Here is a 16,007-nt window from a genome sequence, read left to right as displayed (position 1 = left end):
TCCCATGGGACGTTTCTTTGTTTTAGATGATGTCTCCTACTGCTACCCCGGATCTGTCAAGACCGGGGTTTGTCAGGTTAATCTGGAGCTTGAACCGGGAACTTTTCTGGCGGTACTCGGGGCCAACGGGTCGGGAAAATCAACACTGGCCCGTTTGTGTTGTGGTCTTTTAAAACCAACCGCCGGCCGGGTTCTGGTCGAGGGGTATTCGACCGCCAACGATGAGGAACTAAGGTATATCTACCAGCAGGTTGGCATTGTGTTTCAGCATCCGGAGAACCAATTTGTGGCCAGTACCGTTGAACGGGAGATCGCTTTTGGGGTGGAAAACAGATGTTTATCGTCCCGGGAGATCCGGCGGGTGGTCGACGAGGAACTGGCCCGGTTCGGTTTGACGGATTTAAAGACGGCCCAGCCCCATTCCCTATCCGGTGGCGAGAAACGCTTACTTTCCTTGGCGGATGTCTGGGCGTTGAAACCAAAACTGATTTTAGTGGACGAGCCGTTAGCGATGCTTGATCCGGGTACCAAGCAACGGATAACCCGGATCTTACAGGAGCTGAAAACCCACGGGCAGAGTATGATCTGGTTCACCCACGGTCTGGCGGAAGTGATGACCGCCGATCAGGTGTTGGTGATGGTGGACGGCCGGGTGGTGTGGCGCGGCCAACCGGCGGCGCTGCTGCGCATGGCCGGGCAGGCCCGGGCCTGGGGGATCACCCTTCCGCCGGCCACGCAGGTCGCTTCCACGCTGGGGATTGGCAATTCGCTAGTGGCCGACGAAGATGAACTGGTGGCAGTATTATGGAAATAAAGTTGGAAGAGATTTCGGTGGTCTATGCCCGGAAGGATGCACCGCTTAAGGCCCTAAATAACGTTAGTTTTACCATAAAAACGGGTGAAGCAGTTGCCCTGCTTGGACCGATTGGCTCCGGAAAGTCCACTCTTTTGCAGGTGATGGCCGGACTCCTTAAACCCACTTCGGGGCGACTTTCTGTGGGTGGACAGGATGGCCCGATCGTCCTCTCCATCCAGGAGCCACAGCGGGGCTTTTTCGCGGCTACGGTCCGGGAAGAAGTGGCTTTCGGTCCGGAAAATCTTGACCTGAACCGGGCGGAGATCGAGGCGCGGGTGGCCTGGGCATTAACGGCGGTTGGTCTGGAGCGGGAGAAGTGGGAAACTTCGCCGCTTAAACTCTCCGGTGGGGAACAAAGACGGGTGGCGTTGGCGGCTGCGCTGGCGATGAAACCCCGTTTTTTACTTCTGGACGAACCGACGATCGGATTGGACGGCCCGGGGGAAGAAGCTTTGCGCCAAACCTTACAGCGGATTAAGACGGAGATGGGAATTGGTCTTTTGGTGGCTTCCCATGATCCCGATTTTCTTTACATGTTCACCGACCGGGTTTTGGTTTTGGTCAATGGAGAACTGCGGGCCGACACCACCTGGAGTGCCTGGGCGCAAAAGGCGTCTGCGGTGGCACCGGACTTGAAACTTCCCTTTTTACTTGGACTGCTGCGCCGCTTGGCCGAGGCGGGTGCACCGGTGAATGCGGCCCCGGCGACACCGGCGGAAGCGTGGTACGAGTTGTCCCGCCTCCGCAGGGCCCGGGAGAAGGGGGGACCAGACTGATGGAGAGCGTCGCTTATTACCCGGCTGCTTCCTACTGGCACCGGCGGGACCCCCGTTTTAAACTTCTGGTTGTAATTGCCGGCGCGATGCTGGTCTTAACGGAAAGTGCTTTGGGCGGCCAGTTGGCCCTTTTTTTCCTGCACCTTCTCCTCTTTTTCACCGGACGGCTGCCGCTTAAACGGGTTTGGCAGATAGTAAAGACCTTTCGTTGGCTTTTACTCATCACCTTTCTTCTCAACCTATGGTCGGGAAGCCTGGGTGATGCTGTCCGGTACTTATTGCGGCTTCTCAATTTGTTATTGATGAGTTCCTGGCTGTTAGGGGTGACCGAAAGCCTGACCTTGATCAAAGGATTGGAGCTCAGCTTACAGCCGTTTCGACGCTGGTTGCCGGTGGGGGAGATGGCAATGGTGCTCGGATTGACCCTCAGTTTTTTCCCGCTGCTTTTGACCGAAGCGCGCGAAATCATGCTGGCCCAGCAGGCCCGCGGGGTCAATTTTCAGACCAATTGGGCGAAGAAATTGCGGGGCCTGCTGGCCATGGTCATCCCCCTGTTCCTATCGGCGCTCCGGCGGGCCTTGGAGATTGCGCAAGCTATGGAAGCCAGAGGTTATGTTCCCGGTGCGCCCCGGGGTTCCCTCTATGAGCTTGCTTGGGGAAAAAAAGACAGTCTGGGCGCTTTGCTCGTTCTGTCTTTGGTTCTGCTTTGGTGGGGGTACAGGTTGCTCCGGTGAAATAAATCCGGTTACAATCTCCACCGGGGCGAATGGTATTTCCTTTTGATGCGGGTAGAGTGTGACTATAGATACGAGTGATGATCCCGATAAAAGAGTGAAGTAAACAGGTTAGGTTAAGGGGCATGACAGGGCAAAGCGGGGCGGTAGGAGGTGACGGGACAGGGATGACGACAGTTAAACTGACCATCGCCTACGAGGGGACGGATTTTTGCGGCTTTCAGCGACAGGCGCAGGGCGAACGGACGGTCCAAGCCGAACTGGAAAAGGCTTTGCAGCGCCTAACCGGCGAGGTTCCCAAACTGATTGCCGCCGGACGGACCGATGCCGGGGTCCACGCCAAAGGACAAGTGGTCAGTTTTACCACCGCAGCCCGGATTCCAGTGGAACGGTGGCCGGCCGCCCTCAATGCCAATCTCCCGCCGGACCTCATCGTCTGGCAGGCCGAAGCTGTACCGGCCACTTTCCACGCCCGGTACAGCGCAAAAACCAAAACCTATCAATATATTGTTTCCCGCCGCCGGTGGCCCGATCCGTTTCTCCGCCGCTTCTCCTATCATTATCCCCATCCCCTGGACGTGGCCAAGCTCCGGACGGCGGCCGCCGCTTTGGTGGGCGAGCATGATTTCAAAGGTTTTGCCGCCGCCGGTTCGGCGGTGGCGACGACGGTCCGCCGTTTGGACCGGGTGGTGGTGGAGGAAGAGGCGGAGGAGCTCTTCTTCACTCTGCGGGGGAATGGCTTCTTATATAAGATGGTGCGGAATATCGTCGGGACTTTGTTGCTGATTGGCAGTGGGAAAGCGGAGCCCGCTTTGGTTGAGGAGATTCTGGCTCATGGGGACCGGCGCGCGGCCGGGCCGACCGCGCCGCCGCATGGGTTGACGCTGTTGAGTGTGGAGTATTAAAGCCAAATGGTATTTCTTTCTTCCGTACTCTCAAATGGCTTCTCGCAGGGTGCGGGCGAGAGAAGCCATTTTTTTTTAACTCCGGATCGGCGGCAATCGCCTGGACCAGGGCGCTGCCGACGATGACCCCGTCGGCGAGGTTCGCGATCATTCGGGCCTGCTCCGGAGTATTGATGCCAAAACCTACCGCTACCGGGCGCGGACTTAATTCTTTAACCCGCTGGATAAAAGCGGGTAATTCTTGGGGAAGGCTGCTCCGGGCGCCGGTCACCCCTTTTACGGAGACGGTATACAGGAATCCGGTGCTGGCGGTGGCGGCCAAACGAATGCGCTCTTTGCTGCTGGTGGGGGCAACTAAGAAGTTCAAAGCGATCCCGGAGGCAGCGGCCAAATTTTGCAACTCTGTAGCGGCCTCCGGCGGCAGGTCGGGGATGATCAATCCGGCTACCCCGGCGGCGTTTGCTTCCGCCAAGAAACGGGCGACACCCCGCTGGTAGAGTTGGTTGTAATAGACCATCAGGGTGAGTGGAACCGGAAGGCGGGCGGCCACTGGTTGGATGGTGGACAACAGTTTAGCCAGGGTACAACCGTTTTGCCGCGCCCTGACGCTGGCGGCTTGGATTACCGGTCCGTCGGCCAGGGGGTCGGAAAAGGGAACGCCGATTTCGATCAGGTCGGCACCACTTTGGACCAGGGTGTCCAATACCCGTGGTAAACTCGGTAAATCCGGATCACCGCCCACGATATAAGGGATGAAGGCTTTACGGCCCTCTTTTTGCAGTTCTTGGAAGCGTAATGCTATCCTGTTCATAAACTCACCCCCATTGTTTCGGCGACTGTGGGGATATCTTTGTCGCCCCGCCCGGAGAGGTTGATGACCATGATTTCACCTGGCTTTAGCGTACGGGCGAGCTTCATGCCGGCGGCGACCGCATGGGCACTTTCCAAGGCGGGGATGATCCCTTCGGTTCGGGTCAAATAGGCGAAGGCAGCCAGGGCTTCCTGGTCATCAATGGTCTGATATTCGACCCGGCCGCTGTCCTTGAGAAAACTGTGCTCCGGGCCGACGCCGGGGTAATCCAGGCCGGCCGAGATGGATGAGGCCTCCCGAATCTGCCCGTCCGCATCCGAGAGGACATAACTTTTCGCTCCATGGAGGATGCCCGGTTTTCCTTTTGCCAGGGCGGCGGCGTGCTGTTCGGTCTGTAAACCTCTACCTGCCGCCTCGACCCCGACCAGTTTTACGCCGGCGTCGGCGAGAAAGGCCGTGAAAATCCCCATGGCGTTGCTCCCGCCCCCCACGCAAGCCACCACATAGTTGGGAAGCCGGCCGGTAAGTTCAGCCAACTGGGCCTTGGTTTCCCGGCCGATTACCGCCTGGAAATCCCGGACGATCTTGGGATAGGGGTGGGGCCCGACGACGGAACCGATAAGGTAGTAGGTATTATCGACATTGGTCACCCAGTCCCGGATGGCCTCGTTGGTGGCATCCTTTAGGGTTTTGCTGCCGGAGGTGACCGGGCGCACCTGGGCACCTAAAAGGCGCATGCGGAAGACGTTCAGGGCTTGGCGGGCCATATCCAATTCTCCCATATAAACCACGCATTCCAGCCCAAACTTGGCGGCGACGGTGGCCGTGGCGACACCATGTTGACCGGCACCGGTTTCGGCGATGATCCGCCGTTTACCCATGCGTTTGGCCAGCAAAATTTGGCCCAGGGCGTTATTGATCTTATGGGCACCGGTATGGATCAGATCTTCCCGTTTAAAATAAATCTGGCCCTTGCCGAGCTCCCGGCTGAACCGTTCGGCATGATACAAAGGGGTGGGGCGACCGGCATAGAAGCGGTTGAGCGCTGCCAGCTCCTCCTGGAATTCGGGGGTCATGGCGTAGCGTCGGTACGCCTCGTCCAGTTCGTCTAAAGCGGCCATCAGGGTTTCCGGTACATAACGGCCGCCATAGTCTCCAAAATACCATTCATGAAAGTTCGCGATGGGAAACACCTCCTTGGTCAAGCAGTTCAAGGCGACGAAGAATTCCGGATTGTCGCCATCAAGCGGGCGATTTTATCCGGGTCCTTAATTCCCGGACTTTTCTCTACTCCACTGGATAAATCAATCCCGTCCGGCTGCACACGGCGGAGGGCGGCTCCAATGTTTTCCGGGTTTAAGCCGCCGGCCAAGATCAGCGGAAAACCGAGTTTCCGGTAGTTCGCCACCAGTGCCCAGTCGAAGACCTGACCGGTTCCGCCGTAGACATTAGCGGCATAGGAGTCAACGAGGATCCCGCGGAGGGGCGCTCCTCGCCATTCGGGATCAGGCTGGTCGCGACCGGCCCGAAAGGCTTTAATCACCCGTCCTCCCAGGATCTGACAATGCTCCGGTTTTTCCGCCCCATGCAACTGCGCCAAATCAAGACGGCAAGCCTCCATAACCTCGTGGATGCGGAGGGGGTCCTCATCGACAAAAACTCCGACTTTGAGGATCAAAGGAGAAAGGTGACGGGTAATCTGTGCAACTTGTTCGACCGAGACTCGGCGCGGGGAGGGGGCAAAAACGAAACCCAGGGCGGAGACGCCCAACTTCTGGCAGACCAGAGCGTCGTTCAAGTTGGTAATCCCGCAGATCTTAACCGGAATCATTGTTGCCTCCGCGGAGCTTTTTCAAGGCCGTACCGGGATCGGCGGCGGTGACCAGTGCTTCGCCGACCAGGACGGCGTTGACACCGGCGTGGGCCAGCCGTTTCAAGTCGGCACTGGATTTGATCCCGCTTTCGGCGACGACCACCTTGTCTTTGGGAATTGCTTCCCGCAAACGGAGGGTGGTCTCCAGGTCAACCCGAAAGGTCTTTAAATCCCGGTTATTAATCCCAATTATTTCGGCCCCGGCCGCCAAGGCGGTGGCAAGTTCCGCCTCATTATGGACCTCAACTAAAGCATCCATCCCCAAAGCTTTTGCTTCCTTTATATAGCCGGCGAGTTCCGACCCGTTCAGGATGGCCCCGATTAAAAGGACTGCATCGGCCCCATAAACGCGTGCTTCGTAGATTTGATAGCGATCGATGATGAAATCCTTCCGTAGGACCGGAAGCTTCCTTGTTGCCCTTTTCACCTGCGCCAAGTCATCGAGGGAGCCTAAAAAGAATTTTTCGTCGGTTAACACCGAGATCGCAGCGGCACTCGAAGCTTCATAAGCCTGCGCCAACTGCACCGGCTGGAAATCAGGGCATAAAAGGCCCTTGGCGGGAGAGGCCTTTTTAATTTCGGCGATTACTTGAATCTGTTCGCCGGTCAAACTTTCCCGAAAACACCTTGTGGCTGGGGCTTCTTTTAATTTCAGTTCCAATTGGGCGAGGGGGGTTCGCGATTTACGCGCCTGCACTTCGGCTGCCTTGGACTGGAGAATCTGCGCCAAGAACATTAGGCTCGCCTCCCCACGTGCCGTAACTGTTCCAACTTGGCATAAGCCTTCCCCTCCCGCACCAGATCACGGGCCAAGGCGATCCCTGTTTTCAGGTCGTTAACCACATCGGCGGCCAGTAAGGCGGCGGCCGCATTGAGCAGGACGACGTTTAACCGTGGACCGGTCTCGGTCCCCCGGAGGATAGCCTCTGTGATCCGGGCGTTTTCCGCCGGCCCCCCACCGACCAAGGAGGTTTTGGGAGCGGACGGCAGGCCCAGATCAGTCGCCTGGAAATGGACGGTCTGCATCTGACCGCTCCGCAGGATAGTGGCTTTATTCACTCCGTCAAGGGATAACTCGTCGAGACCGTCACCGCCGTGGACAACGACCGCCCGGGCGACCCCGAGGCGTTGGAGCACCTGGGCGACCACTTCGGTTAATTCCGGGGCGAAGACCCCGACTAACTGGCAGTTGGCGGCGGCGGGATTGGTTAACGGTCCCAGGAGGTTGAAGACAGTCCGGAAGCCCAACTCCTTTCGGGGGCCGGCGGCATGCTTCATGGCCTGGTGGAAAAGGGGGGCAAATAAAAAGCCAACTCCCGCTTCCCGCAGACAGACTTCAACTTGCTCCGGGGACAAGTCAACTTTAACGCCTAAGGCTTCCAGCACATCCGCGCTCCCGCAGCGACTGGAGATGGCCCGGTTACCGTGTTTGGCCACCGGAATCCCGGCGGCGGCCACAATGAAGGCAACCGTGGTTGAAATATTAAAGGTCTGGGCGCCGTCGCCCCCGGTTCCGCAAGTGTCAATCACCGTTGGGGCTTTAAAACTGATCTTAACTGCTTTTTCCCGCATCACCCTGGCGGCACCGGTAATCTCGGCCACGGTCTCTCCTTTCAGCCGTAACGCCGTTAAAAAACTGCCGATCTGGGCGGGTGAAGCACGGCCTTCCATGATCGCTTTGGTGGCGGCGATCATCTCGCTTTCCTCGAGGTGTTCACCCCGGGCTAGCTTGGCTAAACTCTCCTTAATCATCTCTGCTCAACTCCTCTCGACTCTTTATTTAATCGGGCAAAGGAAAGAGGTTTACTAACTGATGGCTCGGCCCTGGGCTTGGTCTAGGGCGACGATCAGGGCGGCTGCTTTATTCAGGGTTTCTTCGTATTCTTTTGCCGGTTCCGAGGCGGCAACAATCCCGGCCCCCACTTGTAGGTGGGCTTGCCGACCATGAAACAAAACCGTGCGGATTGTAATACAAGTATCGAGATTCCCGTTGAAACCAAGATAACCAACACAACCGCCGTAAAACTCCCGCCGGGTTGGCTCCAGTCTTTCAATGAGCTCCAGCGCCCGTTGTTTTGGGGCTCCGGAAAGGGTTCCGGCCGGAAAGACGGCCCGGATCAAGTCAGCACCGGAATAGGCAGGCCGTAATTCTCCCTGGAGGGTTGAGACGAGGTGCATGACATGGGAGTAAAACTCAACCGCCATCAGTTCGGTTATCCGGATGCTTCCAAACCGACAAACTTGGCTGAGTTCATTGCGGCCGAGTTCCACCAGCATCAGATGTTCGGCCTGTTCTTTTTCATCCGCCAGGAGCTCGCGGCGGAGGCGTTCATCTTCGGCGGTGGAGGAGCCGCGGCGTCGTGTCCCGGCAATAGGTTTTAGCGTAACGAGACCGTCTTCCAGACGGACCATTGTCTCCGGTGAAGAGCCGGCCAGCTGATGGTCGCCGAAATCGAGATAGAAAAGATAGGGGGAAGGATTAAGCAACCGTAATACCCGGTAAAAGCAGAAAGGATCCCCGGTGTATTCTTGGATGATTCTTTGGGAGAGGACTACTTGCTGGACTTCCCCGGACTGGATGTGTTTTTTCACGCGGGCGACGAGGTCCATAAACTCGTGACGGGAAATGGTCGTGAGCCGGGAGACGGGATCTTTGATTGGTACGGCATTGGGAAGCGGTGCCATGGGGAGGGACCGGTCCAGCCGGTTATTGATCATCACCAGTTCACGGACGGCTTTTTCATAGGAACCGTCGATATCGTCCGGATTGACCGCGGCCAGGACAATGAGGGTAATTTTGTGCGTGCGATGGTCAATCCGGGCAAGGTACCGGGGGATAACCCAGTGCAAATCGGGGAGGTTGGTCAGTGGTTGGGTTTCGACCGGGAGCTTTTGAAGCAGCCGCACGTAATCGTAGCCGATATAACCGACCGCGCCGCCATAAAAGGGGCCAAGCTCGGGTAAAGGGGCGACTTGAAAAGTGTCCAGCTTCTTTTTGAGTTCCGTCAACGGATCACCTCTGCCCTCGTTAATGCGGCCCTTTTCAAAAAAGGTCATTTCATCCCCGGAGGCTTTTAAGGTCAACAACGGATTCCAACCGATAAAAGAATAACGGCTTCTTTGGTGATCCTGTTCGAGGCTTTCCAGCAAAAAACGGCCTTTCCCCTCGGTTAACTTGTAAAAGATCGTCACCGGGGTCTCCATGTCGTTCGGTTGTTCGGAATAGACGGGGATATACCGGTAACCGGCGGCCGCCAATTGCCGGAACCTTTCCAGATCCAGGCGGCTCCTGCCGGAACAACCACTGGAGGGGTTTGAGAGACCCCCTGCAGCAAAACCTGGGCACAACCGTTCTCGTCTCAACTCAACTCAGCTCCTCTCTTTATGAGATATTAAAAAAGACCACGACTCCTAAGAGCATGGTCTTAAAAAGGAACAAACTAAAGAACCATACTACTCAGCTCGTCTTCGCTCCACTCAACTATAACTCTGCTAAGCTCAACTCTATAAACTGAAAGTTCTCTCTGCTGAACTGATTTTGGTGTCGATGCTGAAATTGTTTTTCGCACCGTGTTCTATCCGGTATGGATGGTCACAGGCTTTGCTAATTTTTCACTAATTATAGTAAACCCGATATTTACTGTCAAGGATAATTTCAAAAATGGTGTTCTATAACGTAAAACCTTTTCCGTGCTTGCCCTTGACCTAATTATTTCTTCTTGGTATAATTGAGAAGTGCATCAAAGAGGTTAATCTTACCTCAGACTGTGAGCCCCGGGTCTGTGGTTTTAGGCGCCTCGGTTGCAAGGGAGGTTTTAAAGTTGCGAACTTATCTGGCCAAACCAGATCAGAGAGAAAGAAAATGGTATGTGGTTGATGCGAGCGGTCAGACTTTAGGAAGATTGGCCAGTGTGGTTGCCAGGATTCTCCGGGGGAAACACCGTCCGGATTACACCCCTAATGTTGACTGCGGCGATCATGTGATCGTGATCAACGCCGAAAAAGTTGTGCTGACCGGCAAAAAACTACAGAAAAAGAAGTATTATTACCATTCCGGTTATCCGGGAGGTTTGAAGGTAAGGTCTTACCAAGAATTAATGGAGAACAAACCGGAGTTTGTGGTGAAGAAAGCGATCTACGGAATGATTCCCCACAACCGGTTAGGGCGTGCCCAGATCAAAAAGTTAAAAGTTTATCGTGGACCGGAACATCCCCATGCGGCTCAGAAACCCGAGCCGTTGGAGATCAAGGGCTAAAGTCGAAGGGAGGTAACGATCCTTGCCTAGCGCAAAAATCGCGGAGCCTAAATATTACGGCACCGGGCGGCGGAAAACAGCGGTGGCGAAGGTCTGGTTGGTGCCCGGCCAAGGGAAGATCATGATCAACAAGCGCGATGCGAAAAGTTATTTCGGGCGCAGAGTTTTGGAAGTCATGGTGGAGCAACCTTTACACCAGACCGGAACCGTTGGGAAATATGACGTGATTGCGTCCGTGCGCGGTGGTGGCATCAGCGGACAGGCTGGCGCCGTCCGTCATGGCATTGCCCGCGCTTTATTGAAAGTAGATCCGGAGTATAGAATTCCGTTAAAGCGCGCCGGTTTCTTGACCCGTGATCCGCGGGTGAAGGAACGGCGGAAGTACGGCTTGAAGAAAGCAAGGAAAGCGCCACAATTCTCCAAACGGTAATTGGTGGTACTGGCAAGACACGACTGACCGGTCGTGTCTTTTCTTTTCACCGGAAGGCGGGGATGAGATGCAAGCAACTGGGAAAAAGGCCATTCTCGTCGGCGGGGGGCCGGTTCATTATGGACTTCTCCGGACGGCATTGGCGGCCGGTTACGATCTGTTGTTCGCGGTCGACGGGGGAGGAAAACCCCTCGCTGATTTGGGTTATCAACCCCAGTTTTTGCTCGGGGATTTTGATTCTCTCCCGTTATCTTATCAAAACGAGTTGGCAGCCAAGGGAGTCCAAGTCCTCCGCTATCAGCAGGAAAAAGACTGGACCGACCTTGAGCTTGCTTTAAATCAAATTGCTGCCCAGCAGTGCCACACGATGTTGGTCTTTGGCGCTTTGGGCGGGCGTCTCGATCATACCCTCGTCAATATCTCATTAATGTACAGAATGGAGCAGTCCGGAACCGAGCTGGTTTTAATTGGCGATGAACAGGCGGTTACTTTAATGACCGGTCAGGGCAGAATAAGGATATTCCCCTTTCCCGGCGGCCATTTTTCGCTGCTCCCCTACCCCTTTAACGCGCAGGGGGTCAGCATCTGGGGGGCCAAATATCCCTTGGAAAGGGCTACTTTAGAGCTGGGGTCAACCCGGGGGATACATAATGAATTTTTAACCGGACCGGTCGAGGTAGAACTTGAGGCCGGTTCCCTGCTGATCATTGTGGAAGGGTTACGGCATTGCCCGGAGGGAAGAACGCTCTTCCAACGACTACCAAGGTAAAAACAGCAGGAAACAGCAGTTTTTCCGCGAAACAGTAATAAGCGAAATGACCGGTATTTTTGTTTCTTTCCACCAGCAATCGTTGTAATCAGACGAAAAAGGCACGGCGCAAACCGCAGTAACTAGACCTCGCAACAACTTTCCACCGGTTAAAAGGGACGGACCCCAGTCGGACTGGAATTTGGCGAAAAGTATATAATAATAGTTGAGAATAACCTGGGGGTGCTAGGGAATGGTTAACCGTCGGGTGGTTGTTCTTCTTCCCGAAAGTTTGCTGCGCGAGGTGGATCGGGTTGCGCACAGGGAGTACGGCAGCCGCAGTGCCTTTATTCGTGACGCCATGCGCCATTTATTGGCGGAAAAATTACGGACCGAAAAGCGGGAGAAAATGGCGGTAGGCTACCAAAAGATGGGCCCCCTCAACTTGGAACTGGCGGAAGAAGGGATCGGTCAGGATCTGGTAGAGTTCGACCACTATCTGGACCGGTTGGCGGCGGGTGAGGATTATTGATCGTCAAGCGGGGCGACCTTTTCTTTGCCGACTTGAACCCGGTGGTCGGTTCGGAACAGGGTGGACTGCGGCCGGTGATTATTCTCCAGAACAACATCGGGAACACCTACAGTCCGACGACGATTGTGGCGGCGATTACTTCCAAGATTAAACGGGCCCGCCTCCCCACCCACGTGGAGATTAAGAAAGACTATACGAAACTGGACCGGAATTCGGTGATCCTTTGCGAGCAGATCCGGACGATCGATAAAAGACGCCTGAGTGAGAAGATTGGCGAACTGAACGAGGAATATATGAGTAAAGTCGATGAAGCGTTAAAGATTAGTTTGGGCTTGATCCCCCTTGATTAGCGAAAGAAAATGGCCGCCCGCTTGCGGGCGGTTATCTTTTCGTTCAGGGCAGGAATATACCGGGTACAAGACGAAATAAAGGGTGGTCGTTCCAGGGCAGGACAAAATGGAAGGAAAGGCAAGCAAAAACGGAGCGACAAGTAATGAGTATAAACCAGAAGAGGTGTTTCGTGATGGAAGCGGTTCGAGTAAGGTTTGCCCCCAGTCCAACCGGTTATTTACATATTGGCGGTGCCCGTACCGCCCTCTACGATTGGTTGCTGGCGCGCAAGACCGGGGGCCAGTTTATATTGCGGATTGAAGATACGGACCGGAACCGGCTGGTGGCCGATGCGGTCCAGGACATCAAAGAGAGTCTGCGCTGGTTGGGGCTGGACTGGGACGAAGGACCGGACGCCGGCGGTGACGCCGGACCCTATTTCCAGTCGGAGCGACTGGCTATCTACCAAAAATATGCCACCCAATTGGTGCAAGCGGGGAAGGCCTATTATTGTTTTTGTACGCCCGAGCGTTTGGAGGAGATGCGGAAAAAGCAGGAAGAGGCGGGCCAACCTTCCGGTTATGACCGGCATTGCCGGGAGTTGCCGGCGGAAGAGGTTGAAAGGAAGCTGGCCGCGGGGGATAAATATGTGATCCGGTTTAAAGTCCCCCTCACCGGGCAAACCAAAGTCCGGGACGAGCTCCGGGGTGAGATGGTCTTCGACCACCAGACCCTGGATGATTTTGTTATTCTCAAGTCGGATGGTTTTCCCACCTACCATTTGGCCAGTGTGGTGGATGACCACCTCATGGGGATCACCCACGTGATCCGCGGTGAGGAGTGGATCGTCAGTCTGCCCCGGCACTTTTTATTGTACGCCGCTTTCGGGTGGAACCCGCCGGTCTTCATCCACCTGCCGATCTTTCTTGCCCCGGACGGAAAAGGAAAACTCAGTAAGCGCCACGGCGCGACGGGGGTCAGGGAGTTTCGCGAGAAGGGCTATCTGCCGGAGGCGCTCGTCAATTTTCTCTTGCTTTTAGGCTGGCATCCCCCGACGGACCAGGAACTGTTCACCTTGGACCAGGCGGTGGAGGCGTTTTCGGTTGACCGGCTCAATACTTCGCCGGTGAACTTTTCCCTCGACAAACTGGACTGGTATAACGGGATTTACATCCGGAAGTTATCCCATGAAGAATTGGCCAAGCGGGCGCTCCCGTTTTTACAGAAGGACGGGTTACTCCCGGATCCTTGCCCGCCGGAACAGTTTGCCTATTTAGTCCGGTTGATGCCGCTGGTTCAGGAGCGGATTAAACTTTTGTCCGAGATTTCGAATGCCGTCGGTTATTTCCTGCGGGAGGAGATCGACCCGCCGGCGCCGGAACTTTTGGTTGGGAAGAAAGGAACGGCGGGAGAAATAGCCGACATCTTAGGGAAGGTTGGGGCCGTTTTAAACCAAATTGATGATTTTAGTGAGGAAAACCTGGAGCGCGTCTTGCGGGCCCTGGCGGAAGAGTTGCAACTGAAACCGGGACAGATCTTTATGCCGGTGCGGGTGGCGGTGACCGGGCAGACAGCAACGCCGGGTTTATTTGAACTTTTAGCCGCTCTCGGTAAGAAAAAAGTGTTGCAACGGCTTTGGCAAGCCGTGACGGTTTTGCAAGGGGCGTAAGGGGTAAAGGCTCCTTGAAATTATCAAAAGGAAGGAGGGACCAGTGATGAAAAAGAAAGCGGTTTTTATCATTGCCAAGCAGCAGTTCCGGGATGAAGAATACCAGGTGCCGAAGGATATTCTGTTAGCGGCCGGGATCGAAGTGGTGACTGCTTCCACCACCACGGAGGAGGCCGTCGGGAAATTAGGCCTCAAGGTCAAGCCCGACCTGCTGGTGGGGGAGATCAAGCCTGATGACTATGAAGCGATCGTTTTTGTTGGAGGTGGCGGCGCGTCCCAGTATTTTGCGGATACAGCGGTCCATGCCTTGGCCCGCCAGTTTGCCGAAGCCGGGAAAGTGGTGGCGGCGATTTGCATCGCCCCGGTGATCCTGGCCCGGGCCGGTCTGTTGAAAGGAAAACGGGCCACGGTCTACCCCGACGGAATTCCCGAATTGGAACAGGGGGGCGCCGTTTATACCGGCCAAAGTGTGGAAAGGGACGGCCGGATCATTACCGGCAACGGGCCGGCGGCGGCGGAGGCTTTCGGCCGGGAGATTGTTGACCAAATTAGTGGAGACGGGAAAAGGTAAGGAATAAACATTAAAAATAGAGCATTATTCTTTGAGGTATTTCACGCCTTAGTCAAAGCAGAACAAGGGAGGAGCAAAATGGGCCGATTTTTTGGGACCGATGGGGTACGTGGTGTGGCAAACCAGGATCTCACCCCGGAACTGGCTTTTCAGCTGGGACGGGTGGGGGCCTATGTCCTGGCGAAAAAAAAGGGGCGGAACGCCGGGAACGGCCGGCTGGTGGTTGGCCGGGATACCCGGGTCTCCGGGGAGATGTTGGAAGCGGCGTTAGTGGCCGGGATTACTTCCACCGGAGTCCAGGCTGAACTGTTGGGTGTACTTCCGACCCCCGGGGTTGCTTATTTGACCCGCCAGTTGAAGGCGGATGCCGGGGTGATGATCTCCGCCTCCCATAACCCGGTTGGTGACAACGGTATTAAGTTCTTTGCTGAACACGGGTATAAACTCGATGATGATCTTGAAGAGGAGATTGAAAGTTTTCTTACCTCTGAGGAACGGCGGAAAGAGATTCCACGTCCGGTTGGATTGGAGGTCGGACGGGTTTTACGGCGGACCGCGGCGGTGGATGAGTATGTGAAGTTTCTGGTGGCCACCGCCGGGCGGAGTTTTGCGGGTTTAACCGTCGTCCTTGACTGTGCGTTTGGCGCCACCTACAATACCGCACCCCAAGTCTTCACGGAACTCGGTGCCAAGGTCATTGCCCTTCATGCGGAGGACGACGGGTCGCGGATTAATGTCCGGTGCGGTTCGACCCATCCCAGCATTTTGCAGGAGGAAGTGGTCCGGCAGGGTGCCCAGATCGGCTTCGCCTACGACGGCGATGGGGACCGGGTGATTGCGGTCGATGAAAAGGGAGAGTTGATTGACGGAGACCAGATCATGGGGATCTGCGGTTTTCAACTTTTGGCCGACGGGCGTTTGCCCGAAAAGACGATTGCGGTTACGGTTTACAGCAATCTGGGCTTGCTTGAGTCCTTCCGGGAAGCGGGCGGTGACGTGGTGGTGACCGAGAACGGCGACCGGAAAGTCTTATCCGCCATGTTGGAAAAGGGTCTGGTTTTAGGCGGCGAACAGTCCGGACATATAATTTTTCTGGAGCATAACAGTACCGGTGACGGGATTCTCACCTCTTTACAGTTGATGAACGCCTTCCTCCGGTCCGGGCAGCCTGCTTCCGAGCTGAAAAAGAAGGTCCGGAAGTTCCCCCAGGTTTTACAGAATGTACCCGTAACCAGGAAAGACGAGTGGAAGAAAAACGAGCGGATCAATGAGGTAATCGCCCAATTCCAACAGCAATTGGGGGAGAAAGGCCGGATCTTTGTCCGGGCTTCCGGGACGGAACCCTTAATCCGGGTGATGGTGGAAGGCCCGGATGAGGAGGAGATCCGGAAGATCGTGGACGGGATTACCGATGTGATCGCGGAAGAGTTGGCGTGAGTGCCAAAAGCCGGCGGAAAAGAGCCTTTGGCTTTAACAGCAGACATCGCCTACCGATGCCCCATGTATTAATTAACGT

General features: G+C 55.6%; 17 protein-coding genes and 1 pseudogene. 12 read left to right on the top strand and 6 right to left on the bottom strand.

Annotated features, from left to right (window positions below; genetic code table 11):
* Positions 1 to 4 precede the first annotated feature (4 nt).
* The 4 genes from G5B42_RS03145 to truA all read left to right on the top strand — a co-directional run bounded on the left by G5B42_RS03145 (position 5) and on the right by truA (position 3,271).
* Positions 5 to 814, top strand: a complete 810-nt coding sequence (locus tag G5B42_RS03145) for an ATP-binding cassette domain-containing protein (protein ID WP_181338981.1) — start codon at positions 5 to 7, stop codon at positions 812 to 814.
* The gene (locus G5B42_RS03140) at positions 805 to 1,632 is read left to right on the top strand and encodes an energy-coupling factor ABC transporter ATP-binding protein (protein ID WP_181338980.1); all 828 of its coding nucleotides are present in this window, start codon (positions 805 to 807) and stop codon (positions 1,630 to 1,632) included. Before G5B42_RS03145 ends, G5B42_RS03140 begins: the two co-directional genes overlap by 10 nt.
* Positions 1,632 to 2,366: an energy-coupling factor transporter transmembrane component T gene (locus tag G5B42_RS03135; protein ID WP_181338979.1), complete on the top strand. Its 735-nt coding sequence runs from the start codon at positions 1,632 to 1,634 to the stop codon at positions 2,364 to 2,366. The genes G5B42_RS03140 and G5B42_RS03135 overlap by 1 nt, the downstream gene beginning before the upstream one ends.
* A gap of 167 nt (positions 2,367 to 2,533) precedes the next feature.
* Positions 2,534 to 3,271 (top strand): tRNA pseudouridine(38-40) synthase TruA, encoded by a 738-nt coding sequence (gene truA, locus G5B42_RS03130; protein WP_181338978.1) that lies wholly within the window; start codon positions 2,534 to 2,536, stop codon positions 3,269 to 3,271.
* A gap of 121 nt (positions 3,272 to 3,392) precedes the next feature.
* Here the strand turns inward: truA and trpA are convergent.
* The 6 genes and pseudogenes from trpA to G5B42_RS03100 form a co-directional block, all read right to left on the bottom strand.
* Positions 3,393 to 4,082: pseudogene (gene trpA, locus G5B42_RS03125) on the bottom strand (tryptophan synthase subunit alpha); the annotation flags it as partial.
* Positions 4,079 to 5,287, bottom strand: coding sequence for a tryptophan synthase subunit beta (trpB, locus tag G5B42_RS03120; RefSeq protein ID WP_269206139.1), 1,209 nt, complete (start codon positions 5,285 to 5,287; stop codon positions 4,079 to 4,081). The gene trpB and the pseudogene trpA, both read right to left, overlap by 4 nt.
* A 5-nt stretch (positions 5,288 to 5,292) precedes the next feature.
* Positions 5,293 to 5,913: a phosphoribosylanthranilate isomerase gene (locus G5B42_RS03115; RefSeq protein ID WP_181338977.1), complete on the bottom strand. Its 621-nt coding sequence runs from the start codon at positions 5,911 to 5,913 to the stop codon at positions 5,293 to 5,295.
* Entirely contained in the window at positions 5,900 to 6,691 is a 792-nt protein-coding gene (gene trpC / locus G5B42_RS03110) for an indole-3-glycerol phosphate synthase TrpC (RefSeq protein ID WP_181338976.1), read from the bottom strand. The genes G5B42_RS03115 and trpC overlap by 14 nt, the downstream gene beginning before the upstream one ends.
* Positions 6,691 to 7,707, bottom strand: coding sequence for an anthranilate phosphoribosyltransferase (gene trpD, locus G5B42_RS03105; RefSeq protein ID WP_181338975.1), 1,017 nt, complete (start codon positions 7,705 to 7,707; stop codon positions 6,691 to 6,693). Before trpD ends, trpC begins: the two co-directional genes overlap by 1 nt.
* Before the next feature lie 54 nt (positions 7,708 to 7,761).
* Positions 7,762 to 9,318 carry an anthranilate synthase component I family protein gene (locus tag G5B42_RS03100; protein WP_181338974.1) on the bottom strand — a complete coding sequence of 519 codons (1,557 nt, stop codon included), beginning with the start codon at positions 9,316 to 9,318 and terminating at the stop codon, positions 7,762 to 7,764.
* 458 nt (positions 9,319 to 9,776) lie between these two features.
* Here G5B42_RS03100 and rplM point away from each other — a divergent pair, with 458 nt between their 5' ends.
* The 8 genes from rplM to glmM all read left to right on the top strand — a co-directional run bounded on the left by rplM (position 9,777) and on the right by glmM (position 15,928).
* A complete protein-coding gene (gene rplM, locus G5B42_RS03095; protein WP_181338973.1) occupies positions 9,777 to 10,211 on the top strand; it encodes a 50S ribosomal protein L13 in 435 nt (144 codons plus the stop codon).
* Between the two features lie 37 nt (positions 10,212 to 10,248).
* Positions 10,249 to 10,641 (top strand): 30S ribosomal protein S9, encoded by a 393-nt coding sequence (gene rpsI, locus G5B42_RS03090; RefSeq protein WP_181339028.1) that lies wholly within the window; start codon positions 10,249 to 10,251, stop codon positions 10,639 to 10,641.
* Positions 10,642 to 10,708: 67 nt separating this feature from the next.
* Complete coding sequence (locus tag G5B42_RS03085; protein WP_181338972.1) at positions 10,709 to 11,410, top strand: thiamine diphosphokinase; 702 nt, start codon at positions 10,709 to 10,711, stop codon at positions 11,408 to 11,410.
* Positions 11,411 to 11,642: 232 nt separating this feature from the next.
* Positions 11,643 to 11,921: a CopG family ribbon-helix-helix protein gene (locus G5B42_RS03080; protein WP_181338971.1), complete on the top strand. Its 279-nt coding sequence runs from the start codon at positions 11,643 to 11,645 to the stop codon at positions 11,919 to 11,921.
* Positions 11,918 to 12,271, top strand: coding sequence for a type II toxin-antitoxin system PemK/MazF family toxin (locus tag G5B42_RS03075; RefSeq protein ID WP_181338970.1), 354 nt, complete (start codon positions 11,918 to 11,920; stop codon positions 12,269 to 12,271). The genes G5B42_RS03080 and G5B42_RS03075 overlap by 4 nt, the downstream gene beginning before the upstream one ends.
* A gap of 173 nt (positions 12,272 to 12,444) precedes the next feature.
* Positions 12,445 to 13,920: a glutamate--tRNA ligase gene (gene gltX, locus G5B42_RS03070; protein WP_231133186.1), complete on the top strand. Its 1,476-nt coding sequence runs from the start codon at positions 12,445 to 12,447 to the stop codon at positions 13,918 to 13,920.
* A 46-nt stretch (positions 13,921 to 13,966) separates the two neighbouring features.
* Positions 13,967 to 14,491, top strand: coding sequence for a DJ-1/PfpI family protein (locus tag G5B42_RS03065; RefSeq protein WP_181338968.1), 525 nt, complete (start codon positions 13,967 to 13,969; stop codon positions 14,489 to 14,491).
* Positions 14,492 to 14,569: 78 nt separating this feature from the next.
* A complete protein-coding gene (glmM, locus tag G5B42_RS03060; RefSeq protein ID WP_181338967.1) occupies positions 14,570 to 15,928 on the top strand; it encodes a phosphoglucosamine mutase in 1,359 nt (452 codons plus the stop codon).
* The last annotated feature ends 79 nt before the right edge of the window (positions 15,929 to 16,007 follow it).

It is taken from the genome of Capillibacterium thermochitinicola, assembly GCF_013664685.1.
GTDB lineage: Bacteria > Bacillota > UBA4882 > UBA10575 > UBA10575 > Capillibacterium > Capillibacterium thermochitinicola.
This window is presented reverse-complemented; position numbering and strand designations above follow the sequence as displayed.